Raw genomic sequence first — 17,160 nt, forward strand, 5'->3', positions numbered from 1 at the left:
GCGCTCTCCCAGCTGAGCTATGGCCCCAAACGTAATTTTCAGATGTATGAAATCACACATTCTAAAATTTAGTTCGGTGTATTTAAGTCATTCTGACAAATCCAAGCGCCGTAGGCGACTCCTATATAATATAAAAAATCGCCTTCGCTGTCAACACTTTTTTTAGTCATTAGACTAGCCACAACCCTACAATCTGTCCAGATCCCCAGTGCTCTTAGATAACAGACCCTTCAGTTCCTTCATAAACATGTTAATATCCTTGAACTGGCGGTATACGGATGCAAAGCGAACGTAAGCGACCTCATCTACTGGATAGAGCTGCTCCATAACCAATTCACCGATCTGTTGGCTCTCTACCTCAGCTACGGCGATGCCGCGTAGGGATTTCTCCACCTCAGAGACGATCTTCTCTAGACGTTCTACAGAGACGGGGCGTTTCTCGCAAGCACGGATAAGACCACGCAGTATTTTATCACGGCTGAACTCCTCGCGGCTGCCGTCTTTTTTGATCACGATTAACGGTGTTTCCTCGATCATTTCAAAGGTTGTAAACCGTTTGCTGCAACGCTCACATTCACGCCTGCGGCGGATTGACTTATTCTCATTCGCTGGTCGCGAGTCGAGCACTTTAGTATTTGTGTGATCGCAGTAAGGGCATTTCATAAGCTTCATCACTTCCTATTACATAATGTTTTTAGTCCCGGTATGTTAAACATCCGGCTTTTAAAGGGCTATTTCATTTTTTCCAGAAATCACCGTTTTTTTATTGTAATGATTATGGCAAGTCCGGCACATAATACAGTTACCAACAGAGGAGGTGAACAGCAATGAGCCAAAACAACAGCTCCAATAACCTTGTAGCTCCAAATTCCCGTGGTGCTTTGGAACAACTTAAATATGAAGTTGCCCAAGAACTCGGAATCACGCTTTCCCCAGATGGTTACCAAGGCAATAAAACTTCTTATGAAAATGGTTCGATCGGTGGTTACATCACTAAACGTCTTGTAACCCTGGCAGAACAACAATTGGCAGGTCAATACAAATAACCTGTCCACATAAGCTTACTGAAGAAGTATTAAACGATCGCAAGATCGTTTAATGCTTCTTTTTATACATAACACGGTTTTAGAATTCGTTGTAAATATCCGTGTACTGATCATAGTAATAGTTGACGCGCTGTACATAATGGCGGGTTTCACCAAACGGAATATCCTTAATCGTAGCATCCGTTCCATCCCAGATCCCCTCATCCAGCCATTTTTGAACTTTACCCGGTCCAGCATTATATGCAGCGATAACCGCTGTACGTTTACCTTCGAATTGACGGGATAATGTTGAAAGATACCAGGTACCTAGTTCAATATTTGCTGATGGTTCATGCTTTAGCTCCTCCATAGAAACATCAGGAAGCTTGGCTTTTTCAAGGGCCCATTTGGCGGTATCCGGCATAAGCTGCATTAAACCTATAGCACCTTTTCTGGATTCTCGTCCAGTTTTGAAGTTCGTTTCCACTCGGATAATCGAAGCCACTAGAAATGGGTCAATATCGTACGTAACGCTGTGCTTACGGATCTCATCTTTATAATGGATCGGATAAAACCAGGACATCCAGTTCGTACTCAGAAACAATATCGCAGTAAAACCAATGAATAACAGAAGAAGGACTCTTTTTTTACGTAACCATTTCATGATAAGCCCAGCCTGTCCCAAAGAACAGCAACCTGTTGCTCAGTGTGCGCAAGTTCGCCACTGTTGTCAATGATATAGTCCGCTTTGTTACGCTTCGCTTCAATATCCATCTGTGCATTTAAGCGTGCTTCTGCTTGTTCTATAGAAAGTCCGTTACGTTCCATTAATCGAGCGATTTGCACTTCACGAGGCACGTAGACCACCAGTATTTCATGGAACATGTTCTCGAGTCCTGATTCGAAAAGAAGAGGGATATCCACAATGGTTAACTTCTTTGGATCTTCTTCCTCCATGCTGTTCATACGTTCTTTAATCTCCCGCCGGATTGCGGGATGCGTCAGATTGTTCAGGGCTTGCAGGGCCGCCGGGTCTTGAAATACAATGTCCCCCAGCTTGCCCCTATTCAGTGTGCCATCCGAAGAGAGGATCTCGCTTCCGAATTGTTTCACAGCCGCAGCCAGCACCTCATGACCGGGGAGCATAACTTCTCTGGCGATCACATCCGCGTCAACCAGCCTCGCTCCCTTGCTCACAAGCAGTGCGGACACCGTGCTTTTTCCGGATGCAATGCCTCCGGTTAAGCCAATAATCATGTACTCACCTCATAATAGCTTCAGTATTCCCATTGTAATTAATAATAACGCGGGTAGTGCAGCAGCATGCTTCATCCAGTAGTTCCCGGCGAATCTTAATCCAGTCTTCATGCCCAGCAATAGAAATGTACCACTAAACAGAGCAATTGTAAGTGATGTCCATATCGGATTGAACCCCAGCAATGCTGCGCCAAGTCCAGCTCCAAAAGCATCTAGAGAGAGGGCAATCCCGAGCAGCATAGCCTCCATCGAAGAAATACTCCCGGAATCATCCATATCTGCAGAAGACGGAGTACGTAAGATCTGTACAACAATCCCCAATCGTCGTAACTCAAGGGAAAAGACAGCCGACTTTGCCTGCTCAGGAGCCATGGTAACCTGTTCTACAACATCTTCAGTATCAACAGCTACCTCTGCCCGAGCTTCTGTGGATAGCACATTTTCTTCACTACCTACTTTACGCTCACCTGTCTGTTCCTTCTCTTTCTGCATTAACATCTGGACGAGCGACCAGCACCCCATTAGCACGAGTATAACAGCGCCAACCTCAGAAGCTGCATGTGGAGACACTACCTTGGCAAGCAGAACGCCCACTTGCATAGATACACAGATAACTACCCCCGAACAAAGCGAGATAATCAGAATGGAGAGCAATGGTATTTTCATTTTACGCAGTCCATATGTAATACCAACGCCAAAACCATCCAAACTCAAAGCAAAAGCTAGTAATATTAGTGAAAAAAATGGGCTGAGCACCCGCAATCCCTCCTGTGAAGAACCGGAACACTGAAGAATACACTTCATTCAGCTTCCGTTCTCTATTAAGCATTCTTCACACAGTATATGGGCGGGACAAGTAGTGGGTGCCAACCTAATTACTTCTTCAGTTTTCGACCTTACGCTGACAGCTTGGACAATAATGCGTGCCGCGGCCACCTACAACCGTTTTCTCAATCATCGTTCCACAGTGGTTACACGGCTGATCTTTACGACCGTAAATCAACAGCTGTTGCTGATAAGTGCCGCTCTCACCTTGACCGTTCACATATGATTTTACAGACGAACCACCAGCGTTTACCGCTTCCGTCAGCGTACTGACAATAGCGTGATGCAGCTGATCAAGTTGCTCATCCGAAAGATCTTTGGCGCTGACTTCAGGATGTATCCCTGCACGATGTAACGACTCATCTACATAAATATTACCTATGCCAACGATATATTCCTGATTCAGCAGCAGCGATTTAATTTTTGTGCTTTTGCCTGATACAATCTGCTTAAACCTCTCCGGCGTAAAGGATGGCTCCAGCGGCTCCTGTCCTAGCTTATTAAGAGGAGGCAGCTGGAGGTCTTCACCAATCTGAAAAAGATGCATTGTACCAAACTGACGAACATCCGTGTAACGCAGCTCAGTGCCATCGGTAAAATGGAATATTACATGCGTATGCTTGTCCAGTGGATCTTCGTTCGAAAAAAGTCCGTAACGGCCCTCCATCCGTAAATGAGATACCAGCACCAGACCGTCTAACACGATGCGCAAAAATTTCCCTCTTCGTTCAACATTAACAATGCTATGACCTGCGAGCAGGTTGGCAAAAGCCTGAATATCATCCGGCCGCTGAATAATCCGGGCCAGCCGGACGGTTACACTCTCTATCTGCTTTCCATTAACTAAATCATTCAGTGTTCTCTTGACTGTCTCTACTTCCGGTAATTCCGGCATGATGTCTTCACCTCAACTACATTATAGCTGATATGCACACCTTAAAGGGAGCCTATTTCGCTTCGTACCAGTTGCTGCCAAAACTTACCTCTGCTTTAAGCGGTACAGATAACTGCAATGCTCCACCCATTACTTCCGGCAAAAGCGTCTTCATGAGCTCCATTTCATCCTCTGGCACCTCGAATACAAGCTCATCGTGCACCTGAAGCAGCATACGGCTCTTTAGCCCACGCTCAAATAACGCCTTGTCCATATGCACCATCGCCAGCTTAATAATATCAGCGGCAGTACCTTGAATAGGTGTATTCATTGCCGTACGTTCCGCAAAAGAACGTAGATTAAAGTTCTTCGCATTAATCTCAGGCAAGTAACGACGGCGTTCCAGCAGCGTGGTTACATAACCATGTTTCCTTGCATCAACTACGATATCATCCATATATCGACGTACACCTTGGTATACCTCGAAATACTGCTCAATAAATTGAGCGGCTTCTTTGCGAGGAATATTCAAGTTCTGCGACAGACCATAATCACTGATTCCGTACACGATACCAAAGTTAACGGCTTTAGCAGCACGACGCATATTGCTATCAACCTGATCGGCGGTAACTCCAAATACATCCATCGCTGTCTTCGTGTGAATATCCATATCATGGAGAAAAGCTTCCTTCATCCGCTCATCACCGGAGATGTGCGCAAGTACCCGTAGTTCAATCTGCGAATAGTCCGCCGCCAGAATGGACCAGCCCGGTTCGGATGGAACAAACACTTTACGGATTTTACGTCCTTCTTCTAAGCGGATTGGAATGTTCTGCAGGTTCGGAAATTGGCTGCTAAGACGTCCTGTCGCAGCAATCGTCTGCCGATAGAAGGTATGCACCTTTCCTGTTTTCGGAGAGATTTCTTTAAGAAGTCCTTCTACGTATGTAGACTGGAGCTTCGCAATCGTGCGATATTGCAAAATCAAACGTACCACGTCATGATAAGGCGCTAGTTTCTCAAGCACCTCAGCATCGGTGGAATAGCCTGTCTTCGTCTTCTTAACAACAGGCAAACCTAGCTTAACGAATAAAATTTCACCCAGTTGCTTTGGTGAATTCAAATTGAACTCCGTGCCACTTAATTCGTATATTTCAGTGACCAGCTTAGAAATTTGAGCTTCGAATTCTTTACCTAGCTCTTTAAGATCCTCTTCGTTGACTGCGATTCCTTGTTTCTCCATATCCGCGAGAATACGTGATAAAGGCATCTCCAAATCTTCGAACAGTCCGGTCATCGCTGTCTCGACAAGCTCCTGCTGTTGCTTCTGAGCAATCCCAAGTACCGCAGCACTCTTACGTGCGACGTGATTTCCTAAGATTTCAAGCTCAGGAATCTTATATTTGGCGCCTTTACCAAATACATCTTCATCAGGTGACAATCTTGGCAAGCCGTATTTCGTAGCGAGATCGTTTAGGTTCTGATTAGCTTCCGTCGGATCCAGCAAATAAGCCGCCAGCTGCACATCATGGGCTGCACCTGCAAAAGCAATCCCCTGCCAATGCAGTGCCAAATCAGCACGGTGAAGATCATATCCGCTCTTCGGAGCCTTCTCATCTCCTAACCAGTCGCGTAGCTTCGCAGCCGCTGGTTTCTGTAGTAATTCAAACGGCACATAATAATGTCGCTCCAGAGTAGATAGCCCTACCCCGATCACCTCGGCACGATGCGGATTATCCCCATTGGATTCTACATGCAGCGCCGAAATACTAGGGAGCGCTTCATTTAGCGCCTCAAGTTCATCTTCACTCACGATCGAAATATCAAGTGTAGCAGCTTCTACTTCCGCTGCACCCTCTTCTCCATCAGCTACTGGAGCATAGGCACTAAGTGACAACCTTTCCAGAAGTGATTTGAATTCTAATTTTGCGAGAGCGGGTCCTGCTGTATCCGCAGAAATTCCGTTAAAGATCATATCTTCCCACGAATGCTCAAGAGGCACTTCACGATAGATGGTTGCCAGTTTCTTACTCATGACAGCGTCTTCCGCGTGAGCTTCCAGCTTTTCTTTCATTTTACCTTTAAGCTCACCGGTTCCTGCTAATACACCTTCAACCGATCCGAATTGATGCAACAGCTTGAGTGCTGTTTTCTCACCAACACCCGGAACGCCCGGAATGTTATCACTCGCATCACCCATCAGTCCCTTAAGGTCGATGATCTGCTCGGGTGTTAAATCATATTTCTCACGAATTTGTTCTGGTCCATAAAGCTCAACCTCAGTAACTCCTTTGCGGATCAACGCAACGGTCGTATGTTCGGAAGCCAATTGAAGCATATCCTTGTCTCCCGACACGATCATAACCTGCCGGCCTGCTTCATCTGCTTGGCGAGAAATGGTTCCAATAATATCATCGGCCTCATAATTGCCAATTTCAAACTGCGGTACACCCAGATTTCTGAGCAAATCTTTCAGCAGTGGAAACTGCTCGGAGAGCTCGGGAGGTGTCTTTTGCCGACCGCCTTTATAATCCTCATAACCTTCATGCCGAAATGTGACTTTCCCTGCATCGAAAGCAACAATCATATGTGTCGGCTTGTGTTCTTCAATTAAACGGAGCAGCATCGTTGTGAAACCGTACACCGCGTTCGTCTGTTGCCCTGCTGTATTCGTTAGCGGGGGCATCGCGAAGAATGCGCGGTAAATAATATTATTTCCATCTATAAGTATCAACTTGTCCATAGTGCACCTCGCCTTTTTCATGCTTACTTCTTACATCTTAACATATGGCCTGTCCAAGTAGAAACGGCTATACAACAAGTAGCCGTCCTAATATAAGGACGGCTACTCAATTTACCTAAAAATAAACAAAAGATGTGAAGGTGCAAGTAATGGAGGAGAGGTTTGGAACTGTAGGAGCAGAGCGCCCGCCTTTGTCTCTGGATTTACACCACTAAAGGTGGTTAAAATAAAATAAATCTGGAGACAACAGCGGCCGAAAGTCCAAACACTCTCTGTAATTACCAGCCACTGAACATCTTTTGCAAAACACTACTCATTCAAATCTGGACGACTACCGGTAACCAGGTAAACTACGCTTTCACCAATGTTAGTAGCGTGATCGCCAATCCGTTCGATATAACGGCCTACCAGTGTCAATAACATAGCTTGGGATACTGTCTCCGGCTTTGTTACCATATAAGAATACAACTCATTGATCATTGCACCATATAATTGATCGACCTGATCATCATCCTGTGCCATTTTATAAGCCAGATCAGTGTTCTCATCCAGGTAAGACTGGATCGCCTCATCGATCATAATTGTCACGATTTCAGCCATACGAGGAATGTCTACAAGGGGCTTAATCAGCTGTTGGCCTTGAAGACGCATGGTCGCCTTAGCTACATCAATCGCCAGATCCCCCATGCGTTCCAAATCGCTTGATATTTTGAAGGCAACGATAATGCGGCGCAAATCCTTAGCTACGGGCTGCTGCGTAATAATTAAGCGTGAGCCAATTTCCATGATTTTATCTTCCATGGCATTCAGCTGTAAATCCGCTTCAACGACTTCCTGTGCGAGCGTTGTATCTAGATTTTGTAATGCATTAATTGCACCTTCAAGAGCATCCTTAACATGCTCACCCATCTGCTGCAGCAGACTGCGCAGCTCTTCCAAGTCTTTATCAAATTCTTTTCTGCGAATCATAATAAGAGCGATCCTCCTCATTAACGTATGGTCAGCTTGCCATTTCCAGGGACGAACACCCTTTTAAATCTGATCAGCCGAAACGTCCGGAAATATAATCTTCAGTGCGGGAATCTTTAGGGTTCGAGAAAAGCACCTCTGTGTCCGCCGCCTCTACAATTACACCATTTAAGAAAAACACGGTTCGACCGGATACACGTGCGGCCTGATGCATGTTATGAGTTACCATAACAATGGTATACTCACTTCTTAGTTCCTGAACAAGCTCTTCTATCTTGAGAGTGGATACAGGGTCGAGCGCAGAGGTTGCCTCATCCATTAGCAGAATATCCGGCTGTACCGCTAGCGCTCTAGCAATACAAAGCCGCTGCTGCTGTCCACCAGACAAGCTAAGGGCAGATTTCTTCAGAAAATCTTTCACTTCCTCCCATAGGGCGGAGTGACGCAAGCTTTTTTCTACGATCTCATCCAGTTCACTTTTGGAACGGATGCCGTGTAAACGGGGACCGTAAGCTACATTGTCGTAAATCGACTTAGGAAAAGGATTCGGCTGTTGAAACACCATACCGACCTGCTTACGCAGGCTTTCCACCTCTACCTCATCACTATAAATATTTTTGCCACCGATGTTTACAGTTCCTTCTATACGTGTGCCAGGAATCATATCATTCATACGATTCAATGTGCGAAGCAACGTGGATTTCCCGCAACCGGAAGGTCCAATAAAAGCGGTAACCTGTTTCTCCGGGATTTGCAGATTCACATTCTTCAGTGCGTGGAACGACTCATAGTAGAGATCAAGATTCTCTATGTCAATGATGGATTTCATTAGTGTTTACGTCTCCTTCTCATCATCTTCGATCTCCATGATAAGCTTTTAGTGTAAATACAGTTGGAGAGAAATGTTAACGCAATGTAAAATCAGTGAGATGAATGGGTCCACATCACAGTATTTCCCCAGAAGCCAACTAGTACTCCGAGCATTTCTTATTTATGAAAAGTATAGAAAAAATAGAACTCCAGTCACTCTAAATGACCGGAGCTCTTTTTTTATTAACCACTAATTTATAGCCTACGCCTCGAATCGAATCGATATGAACGGATTCTGGATCCAGCTCAAGCTTTTTACGAAGTGAACTCACATGCACGTCCACCGTACGCTGCCCACCAATATAATCAAAGCCCCATACAGCATTCATGAGATCATCTCTCGTCAACACAACCCCTGGCTTACGAGCCAAATATAATAGCACTTCGAACTCTTTAGGCCGTAAGTTAATACTATGACCACCGAGGGAGACTTCATATCTCTCAGGGTAAATCTCTAATTGACCTAAAATAATGGTAGAAGCAGAGATAGGTGTTTCTGTCGGTGCTTCCTCAGCAAGCCCAGAAATCCTCCGAAGTACAGCACTTACTCTAGCGAGCAGTTCAGAGACGCCGAATGGTTTGGTTATATAATCATCAGCACCTGATTTCAGCCCTCTAACAACATCTTCTTCCGCATTTTTGGCGGTCAACACAATAATAGGTGTTCGGATACCTTGTCCACGCAATTTATCAAGGATGTCAATGCCATTCATACCTGGCAACATCAGATCTAATACGATCAAGTCAAAAGGTTCCCTCGTCGCACGATCATATCCTGCCGTACCATGATCCTCTACTGTTACCTCGTAACCTTCCTGCGTTAAGTTATAGGACAGCAGCCGGGCCAGTGTCGGTTCGTCTTCAATGACAAGCAATCGTTGAGCCATAGGTTCCCCCGTCTTCCATATAGTTTGATTTTTACAAAGCAACAACAAAACAATCATATCACCACAATGTTAACTTGGTGTAAAATCAATAAGATGAATTTACAAAAATCTAATCCACCTTTTCTTCCTGCAAGAGCGGCAACTCAATAATAAATGAACTTCCGATCCCCAGATCACTTTTAACCGAAATCACACCATGGTGCAGATCTATCAAGTGCTTCACAATAGACAGTCCCAGCCCCGTTCCACCGGAACTTCTTGATCTTGCTTTATCCACTCGATAAAAACGTTCGAAAATGCGCGGCAGATCCTTTTTGGGAATCCCCATCCCTGTATCGGTAACGGTAAATTGGACATTCTCTGAACCATCTGGCTTCAGTATATTCTTAACGTAGACTTTTACGCTACCCCCTTCATGCGTGTAATTAATCGCATTGGAGAGCAGATTCATAAAAATTTGACGTAGTTTATCTTCATCGGCCTCAATGAACAGCTCCTCAGGAACCTCTACGTTAAGACTAATACTTTTCTTCTCAGCCACTTTGCTAATGGTTCCCAGCACGGAATCAAAGAATTCAATGATATGAACAGGTGAGCAATCGAGCTGCACACGTTTAGATTCGATTTTAGATAATTCCAGAATATCTCCAATCAATCGATTTAAGCGTTCGTTCTCATCATAAATAATTTGCAAGAAGGAACGGGCTGTCTTCTCATCCTTAACCCCACCACCCAGCAAGGTCTCGGCAAATCCTTTAACAGCGGCAACCGGCGTCTTCAATTCATGGGATACGTTAGCGACAAATTCACTTCGCATCCGCTCCAGGCGACGAATCTCTGTTACTTCCTGCAGCAGGAAGAGCATGCCTCTATACGTCCCATCCTGGATCATAGGTACTGCGTCCATACGTACAATCCGCTCTCTCGGATTGTAAATACTTCGTTCTTCATGGAGCGGTTCTTTATTCGATACCCCTTCTTCAAGCAGACGTGTTAACTCATAATGACGCTTTAGCTCCTTGTACGAATGACCCGCCATTTCACTGTTGCTAACATCCAGCATCCGCTCTGAGGCTCGGTTCAGCAGGGCAATTTCTTCGTCCGCATTGATCATTATGATGCCGCCAGTCATATTGTCCAGTACGCTCTGCAGCAGATCCTCATTATCACGAATGGTCTTAAGCTGAGCTTGAAGACTGTCAGCCATGGCATTTATCGCTGTCGCCAGCTGCCCGACCTCATCTTTACGCTTCAAATGGACTCTTGCATCATAATCAAGATCTGTAATACGCCGCGCGACTCTCGTGATTTGTTCAAGCGGTGAAGTCATGCTCGATGCCACTTTGTAGCTGACAATAGTTGCTGCCAGGAACAAAACAACTAACCCCCCTGCCATAATCATCCAAGCACGGTTAAGCCCTTCCGTTACTGCATCCAGTCCCATTGAGACCCGAATGTAACCGTCAAAACCATGATCTGAGGTCACCCGCTCAGCTACATATAACATCTCGCGATCTAAAGTTTCGCTGTAACGAATGGCTCGTCCAGTCCCCTCTTTAGCCGCAACAATCTCCTCTTCACGATTGGCGTGATTATCCATCTCCAGAGGATTTTTCTCTGAATCCCCTAAAACTTCACCTGACTTACTGATAAAAGTAATCCGGGAATCTAGAAGCTCGGCGACATGCTCTGCCTGCTCCGTGTAATACGGAATGGCATTGGTGGCGTTCATATCTACAAATTCCAATGTGCCTGCAAGTAGATTTATTTCCCGGGACATGTTCTCTTCGAGAGCAGCTATATGGGAGCTCTTAAACAGATGAGCCATCGTAAATCCAGTGCCAATCATGGAAATACCGATTAAGGCCATAAGTATAAACGTAAGACGAGCGCGAAACGGTTTCATCTGAAGTGTGCCTCTCCCTTTTTCATTGTATCTTTTATCCTAACTTCATTTTCATCAAAAAACCAGGGCTACTATTTTCGTGACATAAATCCCTACTATAATAGATTATATAAAAATAACAGCCCAAGTTGATTATCTCTGGACTGTTACTTTGTATTACTTTTGTAAAATATCATGATTTCATTCTATACAGGTTGCAAGAAACCACTGATTGCCCTGTGTATCTCTAATACCCGCTCCTCTTTCTCCATAAGGCTTATCTAATGGTTCTTCAATGATGGATGCCCCGGCATCCAAGCACTTACGAAAGGTCTCATCCACATTTCTTACATATAGATGAATAGCGAGCTGTACTGGTGAATATTTCTCATTAGCCTCGGAAACCTCGATGATCGAATCTCCTATTCTAAGTTCTGCATGTCTAATCTTGCCTTCATCATTCCGCAGCATATCATTAATTCTTGCATCAAAGCAGTTCACAACAAAATCAATCAATTGATCTGCACCAGCCACGATAAAATACGGAGTAACGTTAAGAAGACCATTTCTAATATAATGTGGTACCATTCGTAAACCTCCTTTAGACAAGCATAAACACCTTCGGCGTCCCTATCTATATGGACGCTAAGTGATTATACGAGGAATATAAGGATAAATTATAGCGTGGAACATATAAATTCTTATATTTTCGATAAAACCGGAGAAAAAGCCATAGCAGCGGATGTCCCCACTTTATGACTAATTCACCGGACTGTACCCGACTTATTTAAATACAGGTTCTTTAAACTGAGTTAATTTTGCTGCGGAATCTTTCTCTACATCTGCGTGCAGACTGTTACCATGGGCATCCATCGTTACAATAGCAGCGAAACCATCCACATCCAAATGCCACATTGCTTCAGGAATGCCAAATTCCATAAAATCAACAGCATTTACCTTCTTGATGCATTCCGCATAATACTGTGCAGCGCCACCAATCGCATTGAGATATACGCCTCCGTGCTCCTGAAGTGCTTTTAACGTTTTTGGACCCATTCCACCTTTTCCGATAACGGCACGAATTCCAAATTTTTTGATAATATCGCCTTGATAGGGCTCTTCACGGATACTAGTAGTCGGACCCGCTGCTTTAACATGCCAGCCTTCCTCGTCCTTCATCATTACAGGACCACAGTGATAGATAACTGCACCGTTCAAATCCACCGGAGCCTCATGATCCATTAGATATTTATGAAGTGCGTCGCGGCCCGTATGCATTTCACCGGATAAAATCACTACATCCCCAACTCGTAAACTACGGATATCCTCTTCACTAATCGGTGTAGTCAGGTGGACTTCGCGAGATCCAGTAGCTGCATTGTCTTCACCTGCATCCTCCACTTCCGTTTCCGACGCCTGGTCCCGTCCATCATCAACCGAAATCCCTGTACCACTCTCGTACAACCAGTCCTCTATATTGCCTGTTGACGGATCAACCAGCACACCTTGGCGACGGAAAGCCCAACAGTTGTAGGCAACAGATACGAAAAAGCTGGCTGGCAAACGATTCATAACGCCAACCTTACAACCAAGCAGCGAAACTTCCCCACCAAAGCCCATCGTTCCAATACCCAACTTATTGGCATTCTCCATGATGTAGTCTTCCAGTTTGCTGAGATCCTCTATTGGATTAACATCCTCCACTTTGCGGAACAGCTGCTTCTTAGCCAGCTCATAGCCAGTTGTGCGGTCGCCGCCGATACCAACACCAATAAAACCAGCGCTACAGCCTTGCCCTTGTGCCTGATAAACAGCATGTAAAATACATTTACGAATTCCGTCCAGATCACGGCCTGCCTTGCCCAATCCTTCTAATTCTGCTGGAAGGCTGTATTGAATATTCTTATTCTCGCAGCCGCCACCCTTCAGAATCAGTCTGACATCTATTTTTTCCTCTTCCCATTGTTCAAAATGAATGACCGGTGTACCTGCTCCCAAATTATCTCCGCTGTTCTCACCTGTCAATGAATCTACAGAATTTGGACGAAGCTTACCATTCTTGGTCGCCCGTACAATGGCGTTGTGAATATCTTTTTTCATCTCAATCTGATTGATTCCCACAGGTGTGTGAATGATAAATGTAGGCATTCCCGTATCCTGACAGATTGGTGATACTTGCTGCTCAGCCATTCCGATATTTTGAGCAATAGTAGTTAACGCAAGACCTGACCGGGTAGCTCTGTCCTCTAGTGCGCGACCCTTGGCGACCGCCCGGCGTACATCACCCGGCAAGTTCGTGGACGTTTCAACAATTAGATTATAAATGCTGTCTTCAAAATGCTGCATATTCATTCAAGCTCCTCTCAGCAGATCCAGATTATCAAAAGTCTGATACAATTAGTATAATAATATCATACCTAGCAGCTCATGAAAGGGGTTACTTTAAAATTGAACTACCATTTTTCCGCCTATTTATATCGGCTTCAATATATTCAGCGCTGGAGCCTAATGCGCAGCACCGCACCTGAGAACGTTGCCGAGCATTCTTTCCATGTAGCTCTGCTCACACATATGCTCTGTTCCATTGGTAATATTCATTATGGACGTTCATTAAACGCTGAAAGAGCAGCAACTATGGCCCTGTTCCATGATGCCAGCGAAGTATTCACGGGTGACATTGCCACACCAGTGAAATACAATAATCCTCGGCTACTTACCAGCTTCCGCGAAATGGAAAGAATTGCTGCGGAACGCTTGACCGGTATGATTCCTCCCGAGCTTCAGGGCATTTACACGCAGCTCATGCAGCCAGAAGACAGTTCTCCCGATTCGGAGGACGTTCTGCTGCACAGCTATGTTAAGGCAGCCGATCGACTGGATGCTTACCTAAAGTGTGTCTGGGAGGTTGCTGCGGGCAACCGTGAATTCGCAGCGGCGAAAGAGCAGACAGGTGCGAAGCTACGCGGACTCGGCTTACAGGAAGTAGATTATTTCCTCACTCATATGGCTCCGAGCTTTGAAATGTCGCTCGATGAGCTGTCTGCTGGAAACTAAATCCCAAGATCAATACAAAAAGCTCTAATTCGGCTAACCCTGAATTAGAGCTTTTTAAATAAGTATCTAGGTTTGGTTGGCTGAGCGTCTACCCATTTACGACCTCGCCACCATTTACATGGATAACTTGTCCGGTCACATAACTCGAATCGTCGGAGGCTAGATATACATAAGCTGGGGCCAGCTCCTCCGGTTGTCCCGGTCGCTTCATAGGCTGCGTACCGCCGAACTCACTAACCTGCTTTGCATCAAAAGTAGATGGAATAAGCGGTGTCCAAATTGGTCCCGGAGCAACGCCATTTACCCGAATGCCTTTCTCTGCCAGATTTGTAGATAAGGAACGCGTGAAGCTCAGAATGGCTCCTTTCGTTGACGAATAGTCCAGTAATTGTGGACTACCACGATAAGCGGTAATCGAAGTCGTATTAATGATAGCTGATCCTGCTTTTAGATGAGGCATAGCCGCTTTGGTCAAATAAAACATTGCAAAAATATTCGTACGGAATGTACGCTCTAGCTGCTCGGACGTAATATCCTCGATCTTAGCTTGTGGATGTTGCTCCGCCGCGTTATTGATGAGAATATCCAGTTTCCCGAGGCCCTCTACCGTCTGTTTAATGAGATCTTTACAGAAGGTTTCTACACCAATATCTCCTGGAATCAGAATGCATTTGCGACCTTCCTGCTCCACCTGGCGTTTCGTTTCCTCTGCATCAGAGTGTTCATTCAGATATGAAATAACTACATCGGCGCCTTCTTTTGCAAAAAGAACAGCCACTGCCCGTCCGATCCCGCTGTCTCCTCCAGTAATAAGTGCCGCCTTGCCCTGCAATTTACCTGCCGCCTTATAATTAGCCGGTTCATATTTCGGCAACGGCTTCATTTCGCTCTCAATTCCTGGTTGATGATGCTGTTCTTGCGGGGGTAAGGTTTTCGTAGCTTGTTTGTCGTTTGACATAATCCTAGCTCCTCTCGTTAAGTAATTAATAGTTAACTGATCGTCTTAGGATGGCTCAAGCGTATACGTTTATACGCCGGCTTTATCATTTTTTTAAAATTACTGTATGAAAAGTTACTTACCACATGGCTGAGAGAATCAAACAATCCGAAGTTTTTTTGAACACAAAAAAACCCGCTCTCCATTACGGAAGCGGGCTCATAGTGCTACAGATTAAATAATATCGTTAAATACCATGAAGAATACCATCAGCAGCAATGACACGGACAGTAGCGCACTAAGCGTACGCAATTTGCCTGTTTCTGCTTTGACATCACGGTTCTCACGAATTCCAGCAGCAGCAAGACGCAAAGGCTTGCTCATAATACCACCAAGCGCAAACATTGCTAGCAACAATACAACGATAATGATCATCCATGCTACAGAATAATCACCTTTGGTCATCATGTAACCACCTGTAAGTAGTTGAATCACTAAACCGTACTGTGCAAAGCGGTTAAATCCAGTAACTGCACTTAACGTACCTTCTTTTGCTGCAGGCGACAATTTTTCAGCACGACCGATGATGAAAGGCAGTACAAGGTAAAATCCTAGTGCCAGCGTCCCGATCATATGTAAGAAAAACAAAACGTTCCAATCCATATCATATCTCCTCCAATTTAACTGTGATAATAGTTACATATAATTATACCCATAATATTAGAATAAGAAAAGCAACTTAGGTGTCCATTCTTTGAAGTTGTTGATATAAAAAAAGAGAGCGCCCTTAAGCCATTTCACAGCCTTAAGGACCCTCCTTTTTCATCTGACACAATCTACACAGATAATATTGCTGTTACGTTACGTACGGACTCTGCGGACTTATCTAAAGCCGCTTTCTCCTCAGCCGTAAGCTCCAGTTCAAAGATCTTCTCAATCCCATTCGCACCAAGAAGAGCTGGAACGCCTAGAAACAGATTGTCATAACCATATTCGCCTTCAAGCAAGGCAATAACCGGAATGATCCGTTTCTTATCCTTCAAGATCGCTTCCGTCATCTGAACTAAAGAGGCTGCAGGAGCATAATACGCACTACCATTTCCTAAAAGGTCAACGATTTCCCCGCCACCCACACGTGTACGCTTCACAATCTCCTCGATACGATCCGTAGGAATCAATGTATCGATTGGAATGCCTCCGACACTAGAATAACGAACGAGCGGTACCATATCATTGCCGTGTCCGCCTATTACGAAACCACGTACATCTTCAACGGATACGTTCAGCTCTTGTGCAATAAAAGTGCAGTAACGCGCTGTATCCAGCACGCCGGATTGTCCAATTACGCGGTTTTTCGGAAAGCCTAACGCTTCAAATGCAGCATAAGTCATCGCATCTACCGGATTACTCAAAATAATTACGATGGATTCCGGTGCTACATCTCTTACGTTCTCGCATACCGACTTTACAATCCCTGCATTGATATTCACAAGATCGTCGCGGCTCATCCCAGGTTTACGGGCAATCCCTGCAGTGATTATTACAATATCAGAATCTACAGCATCTTCATAACTTGAGGTTCCTATAATATGACTGTCGAATCTCTGCACAGGACCTGCTTCTTGCATGTCAAGCGCCTTACCCTTGGTTGGGTTTTCCATTTGTGGAATATCGAGCAGCACAACGTCTCCAAGTTCCTTTTGAGCTAACATAAGAGCTGTAGTAGCGCCGGTAAAACCGGCGCCTACCACTGTAATTTTATAACGCTTGATCGCCACAGATTCGCCTCCTAGAAATGATAAAGGTAAGGCTAATGTTATCTGGCTAATCTAAC

Annotated in this window: 17 protein-coding genes; 2 read left to right on the forward strand and 15 right to left on the reverse strand. The window is 44.9% G+C overall.

Annotated elements, in window-relative coordinates; translation table 11 throughout:
• Positions 1-186: 186 nt before the first annotated feature.
• The gene (gene nrdR / locus MKY52_RS00005) at positions 187-663 is read right to left on the reverse strand and encodes a transcriptional regulator NrdR (RefSeq protein ID WP_042126015.1); all 477 of its coding nucleotides are present in this window, start codon (positions 661-663) and stop codon (positions 187-189) included.
• A 164-nt stretch (positions 664-827) separates the two neighbouring features.
• On the opposite strand from nrdR, the gene MKY52_RS00010 reads away from it, so the two are divergent.
• Positions 828-1,046: an alpha/beta-type small acid-soluble spore protein gene (locus MKY52_RS00010; protein ID WP_042126012.1), complete on the forward strand. Its 219-nt coding sequence runs from the start codon at positions 828-830 to the stop codon at positions 1,044-1,046.
• 79 nt (positions 1,047-1,125) lie between these two features.
• Here MKY52_RS00010 and MKY52_RS00015 read toward each other — a convergent pair whose 3' ends face one another.
• The 11 genes from MKY52_RS00015 to MKY52_RS00065 form a co-directional block, all read right to left on the reverse strand.
• Positions 1,126-1,689 carry a lytic transglycosylase domain-containing protein gene (locus tag MKY52_RS00015; protein ID WP_076283312.1) on the reverse strand — a complete coding sequence of 188 codons (564 nt, stop codon included), beginning with the start codon at positions 1,687-1,689 and terminating at the stop codon, positions 1,126-1,128.
• A complete protein-coding gene (coaE, locus tag MKY52_RS00020; RefSeq protein ID WP_076300911.1) occupies positions 1,686-2,282 on the reverse strand; it encodes a dephospho-CoA kinase in 597 nt (198 codons plus the stop codon). Before coaE ends, MKY52_RS00015 begins: the two co-directional genes overlap by 4 nt.
• A 9-nt stretch (positions 2,283-2,291) precedes the next feature.
• Positions 2,292-3,038, reverse strand: a complete 747-nt coding sequence (locus tag MKY52_RS00025; protein WP_076283314.1) for an MntP/YtaF family protein — start codon at positions 3,036-3,038, stop codon at positions 2,292-2,294.
• 127 nt (positions 3,039-3,165) lie between these two features.
• Complete coding sequence (mutM, locus tag MKY52_RS00030; RefSeq protein ID WP_042186551.1) at positions 3,166-4,002, reverse strand: DNA-formamidopyrimidine glycosylase; 837 nt, start codon at positions 4,000-4,002, stop codon at positions 3,166-3,168.
• Between the two features lie 52 nt (positions 4,003-4,054).
• Positions 4,055-6,724 carry a DNA polymerase I gene (gene polA, locus MKY52_RS00035; RefSeq protein ID WP_341049178.1) on the reverse strand — a complete coding sequence of 890 codons (2,670 nt, stop codon included), beginning with the start codon at positions 6,722-6,724 and terminating at the stop codon, positions 4,055-4,057.
• A 309-nt stretch (positions 6,725-7,033) separates the two neighbouring features.
• A complete protein-coding gene (gene phoU / locus MKY52_RS00040) occupies positions 7,034-7,693 on the reverse strand; it encodes a phosphate signaling complex protein PhoU (RefSeq protein WP_042186547.1) in 660 nt (219 codons plus the stop codon).
• A 73-nt stretch (positions 7,694-7,766) separates the two neighbouring features.
• Entirely contained in the window at positions 7,767-8,522 is a 756-nt protein-coding gene (gene pstB / locus MKY52_RS00045) for a phosphate ABC transporter ATP-binding protein PstB (protein WP_042186541.1), read from the reverse strand.
• Between the two features lie 199 nt (positions 8,523-8,721).
• The gene (locus MKY52_RS00050; protein WP_042125998.1) at positions 8,722-9,450 is read right to left on the reverse strand and encodes a response regulator transcription factor; all 729 of its coding nucleotides are present in this window, start codon (positions 9,448-9,450) and stop codon (positions 8,722-8,724) included.
• 109 nt (positions 9,451-9,559) lie between these two features.
• Positions 9,560-11,356 carry a two-component system histidine kinase PnpS gene (gene pnpS / locus MKY52_RS00055; protein WP_076300910.1) on the reverse strand — a complete coding sequence of 599 codons (1,797 nt, stop codon included), beginning with the start codon at positions 11,354-11,356 and terminating at the stop codon, positions 9,560-9,562.
• A gap of 180 nt (positions 11,357-11,536) precedes the next feature.
• Positions 11,537-11,923: a VOC family protein gene (locus tag MKY52_RS00060; protein WP_042186537.1), complete on the reverse strand. Its 387-nt coding sequence runs from the start codon at positions 11,921-11,923 to the stop codon at positions 11,537-11,539.
• A 195-nt stretch (positions 11,924-12,118) separates the two neighbouring features.
• Positions 12,119-13,681, reverse strand: a complete 1,563-nt coding sequence (locus MKY52_RS00065) for a fumarate hydratase (protein WP_341053308.1) — start codon at positions 13,679-13,681, stop codon at positions 12,119-12,121.
• A 102-nt stretch (positions 13,682-13,783) separates the two neighbouring features.
• On the opposite strand from MKY52_RS00065, the gene yfbR reads away from it, so the two are divergent.
• On the forward strand, positions 13,784-14,389 hold the full coding sequence (gene yfbR / locus MKY52_RS00070; protein WP_143764010.1) for a 5'-deoxynucleotidase: 606 nt from the start codon (positions 13,784-13,786) through the stop codon (positions 14,387-14,389).
• A gap of 88 nt (positions 14,390-14,477) precedes the next feature.
• Here yfbR and MKY52_RS00075 read toward each other — a convergent pair whose 3' ends face one another.
• The 3 genes from MKY52_RS00075 to mdh form a co-directional block, all read right to left on the reverse strand.
• Entirely contained in the window at positions 14,478-15,347 is an 870-nt protein-coding gene (locus tag MKY52_RS00075; protein WP_042186532.1) for an SDR family oxidoreductase, read from the reverse strand.
• A 213-nt stretch (positions 15,348-15,560) separates the two neighbouring features.
• Complete coding sequence (locus MKY52_RS00080) at positions 15,561-15,989, reverse strand: hypothetical protein (RefSeq protein ID WP_042125989.1); 429 nt, start codon at positions 15,987-15,989, stop codon at positions 15,561-15,563.
• Between the two features lie 173 nt (positions 15,990-16,162).
• On the reverse strand, positions 16,163-17,104 hold the full coding sequence (mdh, locus tag MKY52_RS00085; RefSeq protein WP_341049179.1) for a malate dehydrogenase: 942 nt from the start codon (positions 17,102-17,104) through the stop codon (positions 16,163-16,165).
• Positions 17,105-17,160: the final 56 nt, after the last annotated feature.

This window comes from Paenibacillus sp. FSL P4-0184, from assembly GCF_038004625.1.
Taxonomy (GTDB): Bacteria; Bacillota; Bacilli; order Paenibacillales; family Paenibacillaceae; genus Paenibacillus_AQ.

Excerpts from the sequence above, each read along its gene's own strand:
- nrdR (WP_042126015.1), bottom strand. The coding sequence starts at position 663 with ATGAAATGCCCTTACTGCGATCACACAAATACTAAAGTGCTCGACTCG.
- MKY52_RS00010 (WP_042126012.1), top strand. The coding sequence starts at position 828 with ATGAGCCAAAACAACAGCTCCAATAACCTTGTAGCTCCAAATTCCCGT.
- MKY52_RS00015 (WP_076283312.1), bottom strand. The coding sequence starts at position 1,689 with ATGAAATGGTTACGTAAAAAAAGAGTCCTTCTTCTGTTATTCATTGGT.
- coaE (WP_076300911.1), bottom strand. The coding sequence starts at position 2,282 with ATGATTATTGGCTTAACCGGAGGCATTGCATCCGGAAAAAGCACGGTG.
- mutM (WP_042186551.1), bottom strand. The coding sequence starts at position 4,002 with ATGCCGGAATTACCGGAAGTAGAGACAGTCAAGAGAACACTGAATGAT.
- polA (WP_341049178.1), bottom strand. The coding sequence starts at position 6,724 with ATGGACAAGTTGATACTTATAGATGGAAATAATATTATTTACCGCGCA.
- phoU (WP_042186547.1), bottom strand. The coding sequence starts at position 7,693 with ATGATTCGCAGAAAAGAATTTGATAAAGACTTGGAAGAGCTGCGCAGT.
- pstB (WP_042186541.1), bottom strand. The coding sequence starts at position 8,522 with ATGAAATCCATCATTGACATAGAGAATCTTGATCTCTACTATGAGTCG.
- MKY52_RS00050 (WP_042125998.1), bottom strand. The coding sequence starts at position 9,450 with ATGGCTCAACGATTGCTTGTCATTGAAGACGAACCGACACTGGCCCGG.
- pnpS (WP_076300910.1), bottom strand. The coding sequence starts at position 11,356 with ATGAAACCGTTTCGCGCTCGTCTTACGTTTATACTTATGGCCTTAATC.
- MKY52_RS00060 (WP_042186537.1), bottom strand. The coding sequence starts at position 11,923 with ATGGTACCACATTATATTAGAAATGGTCTTCTTAACGTTACTCCGTAT.
- MKY52_RS00065 (WP_341053308.1), bottom strand. The coding sequence starts at position 13,681 with ATGCAGCATTTTGAAGACAGCATTTATAATCTAATTGTTGAAACGTCC.
- MKY52_RS00075 (WP_042186532.1), bottom strand. The coding sequence starts at position 15,347 with ATGTCAAACGACAAACAAGCTACGAAAACCTTACCCCCGCAAGAACAG.
- MKY52_RS00080 (WP_042125989.1), bottom strand. The coding sequence starts at position 15,989 with ATGGATTGGAACGTTTTGTTTTTCTTACATATGATCGGGACGCTGGCA.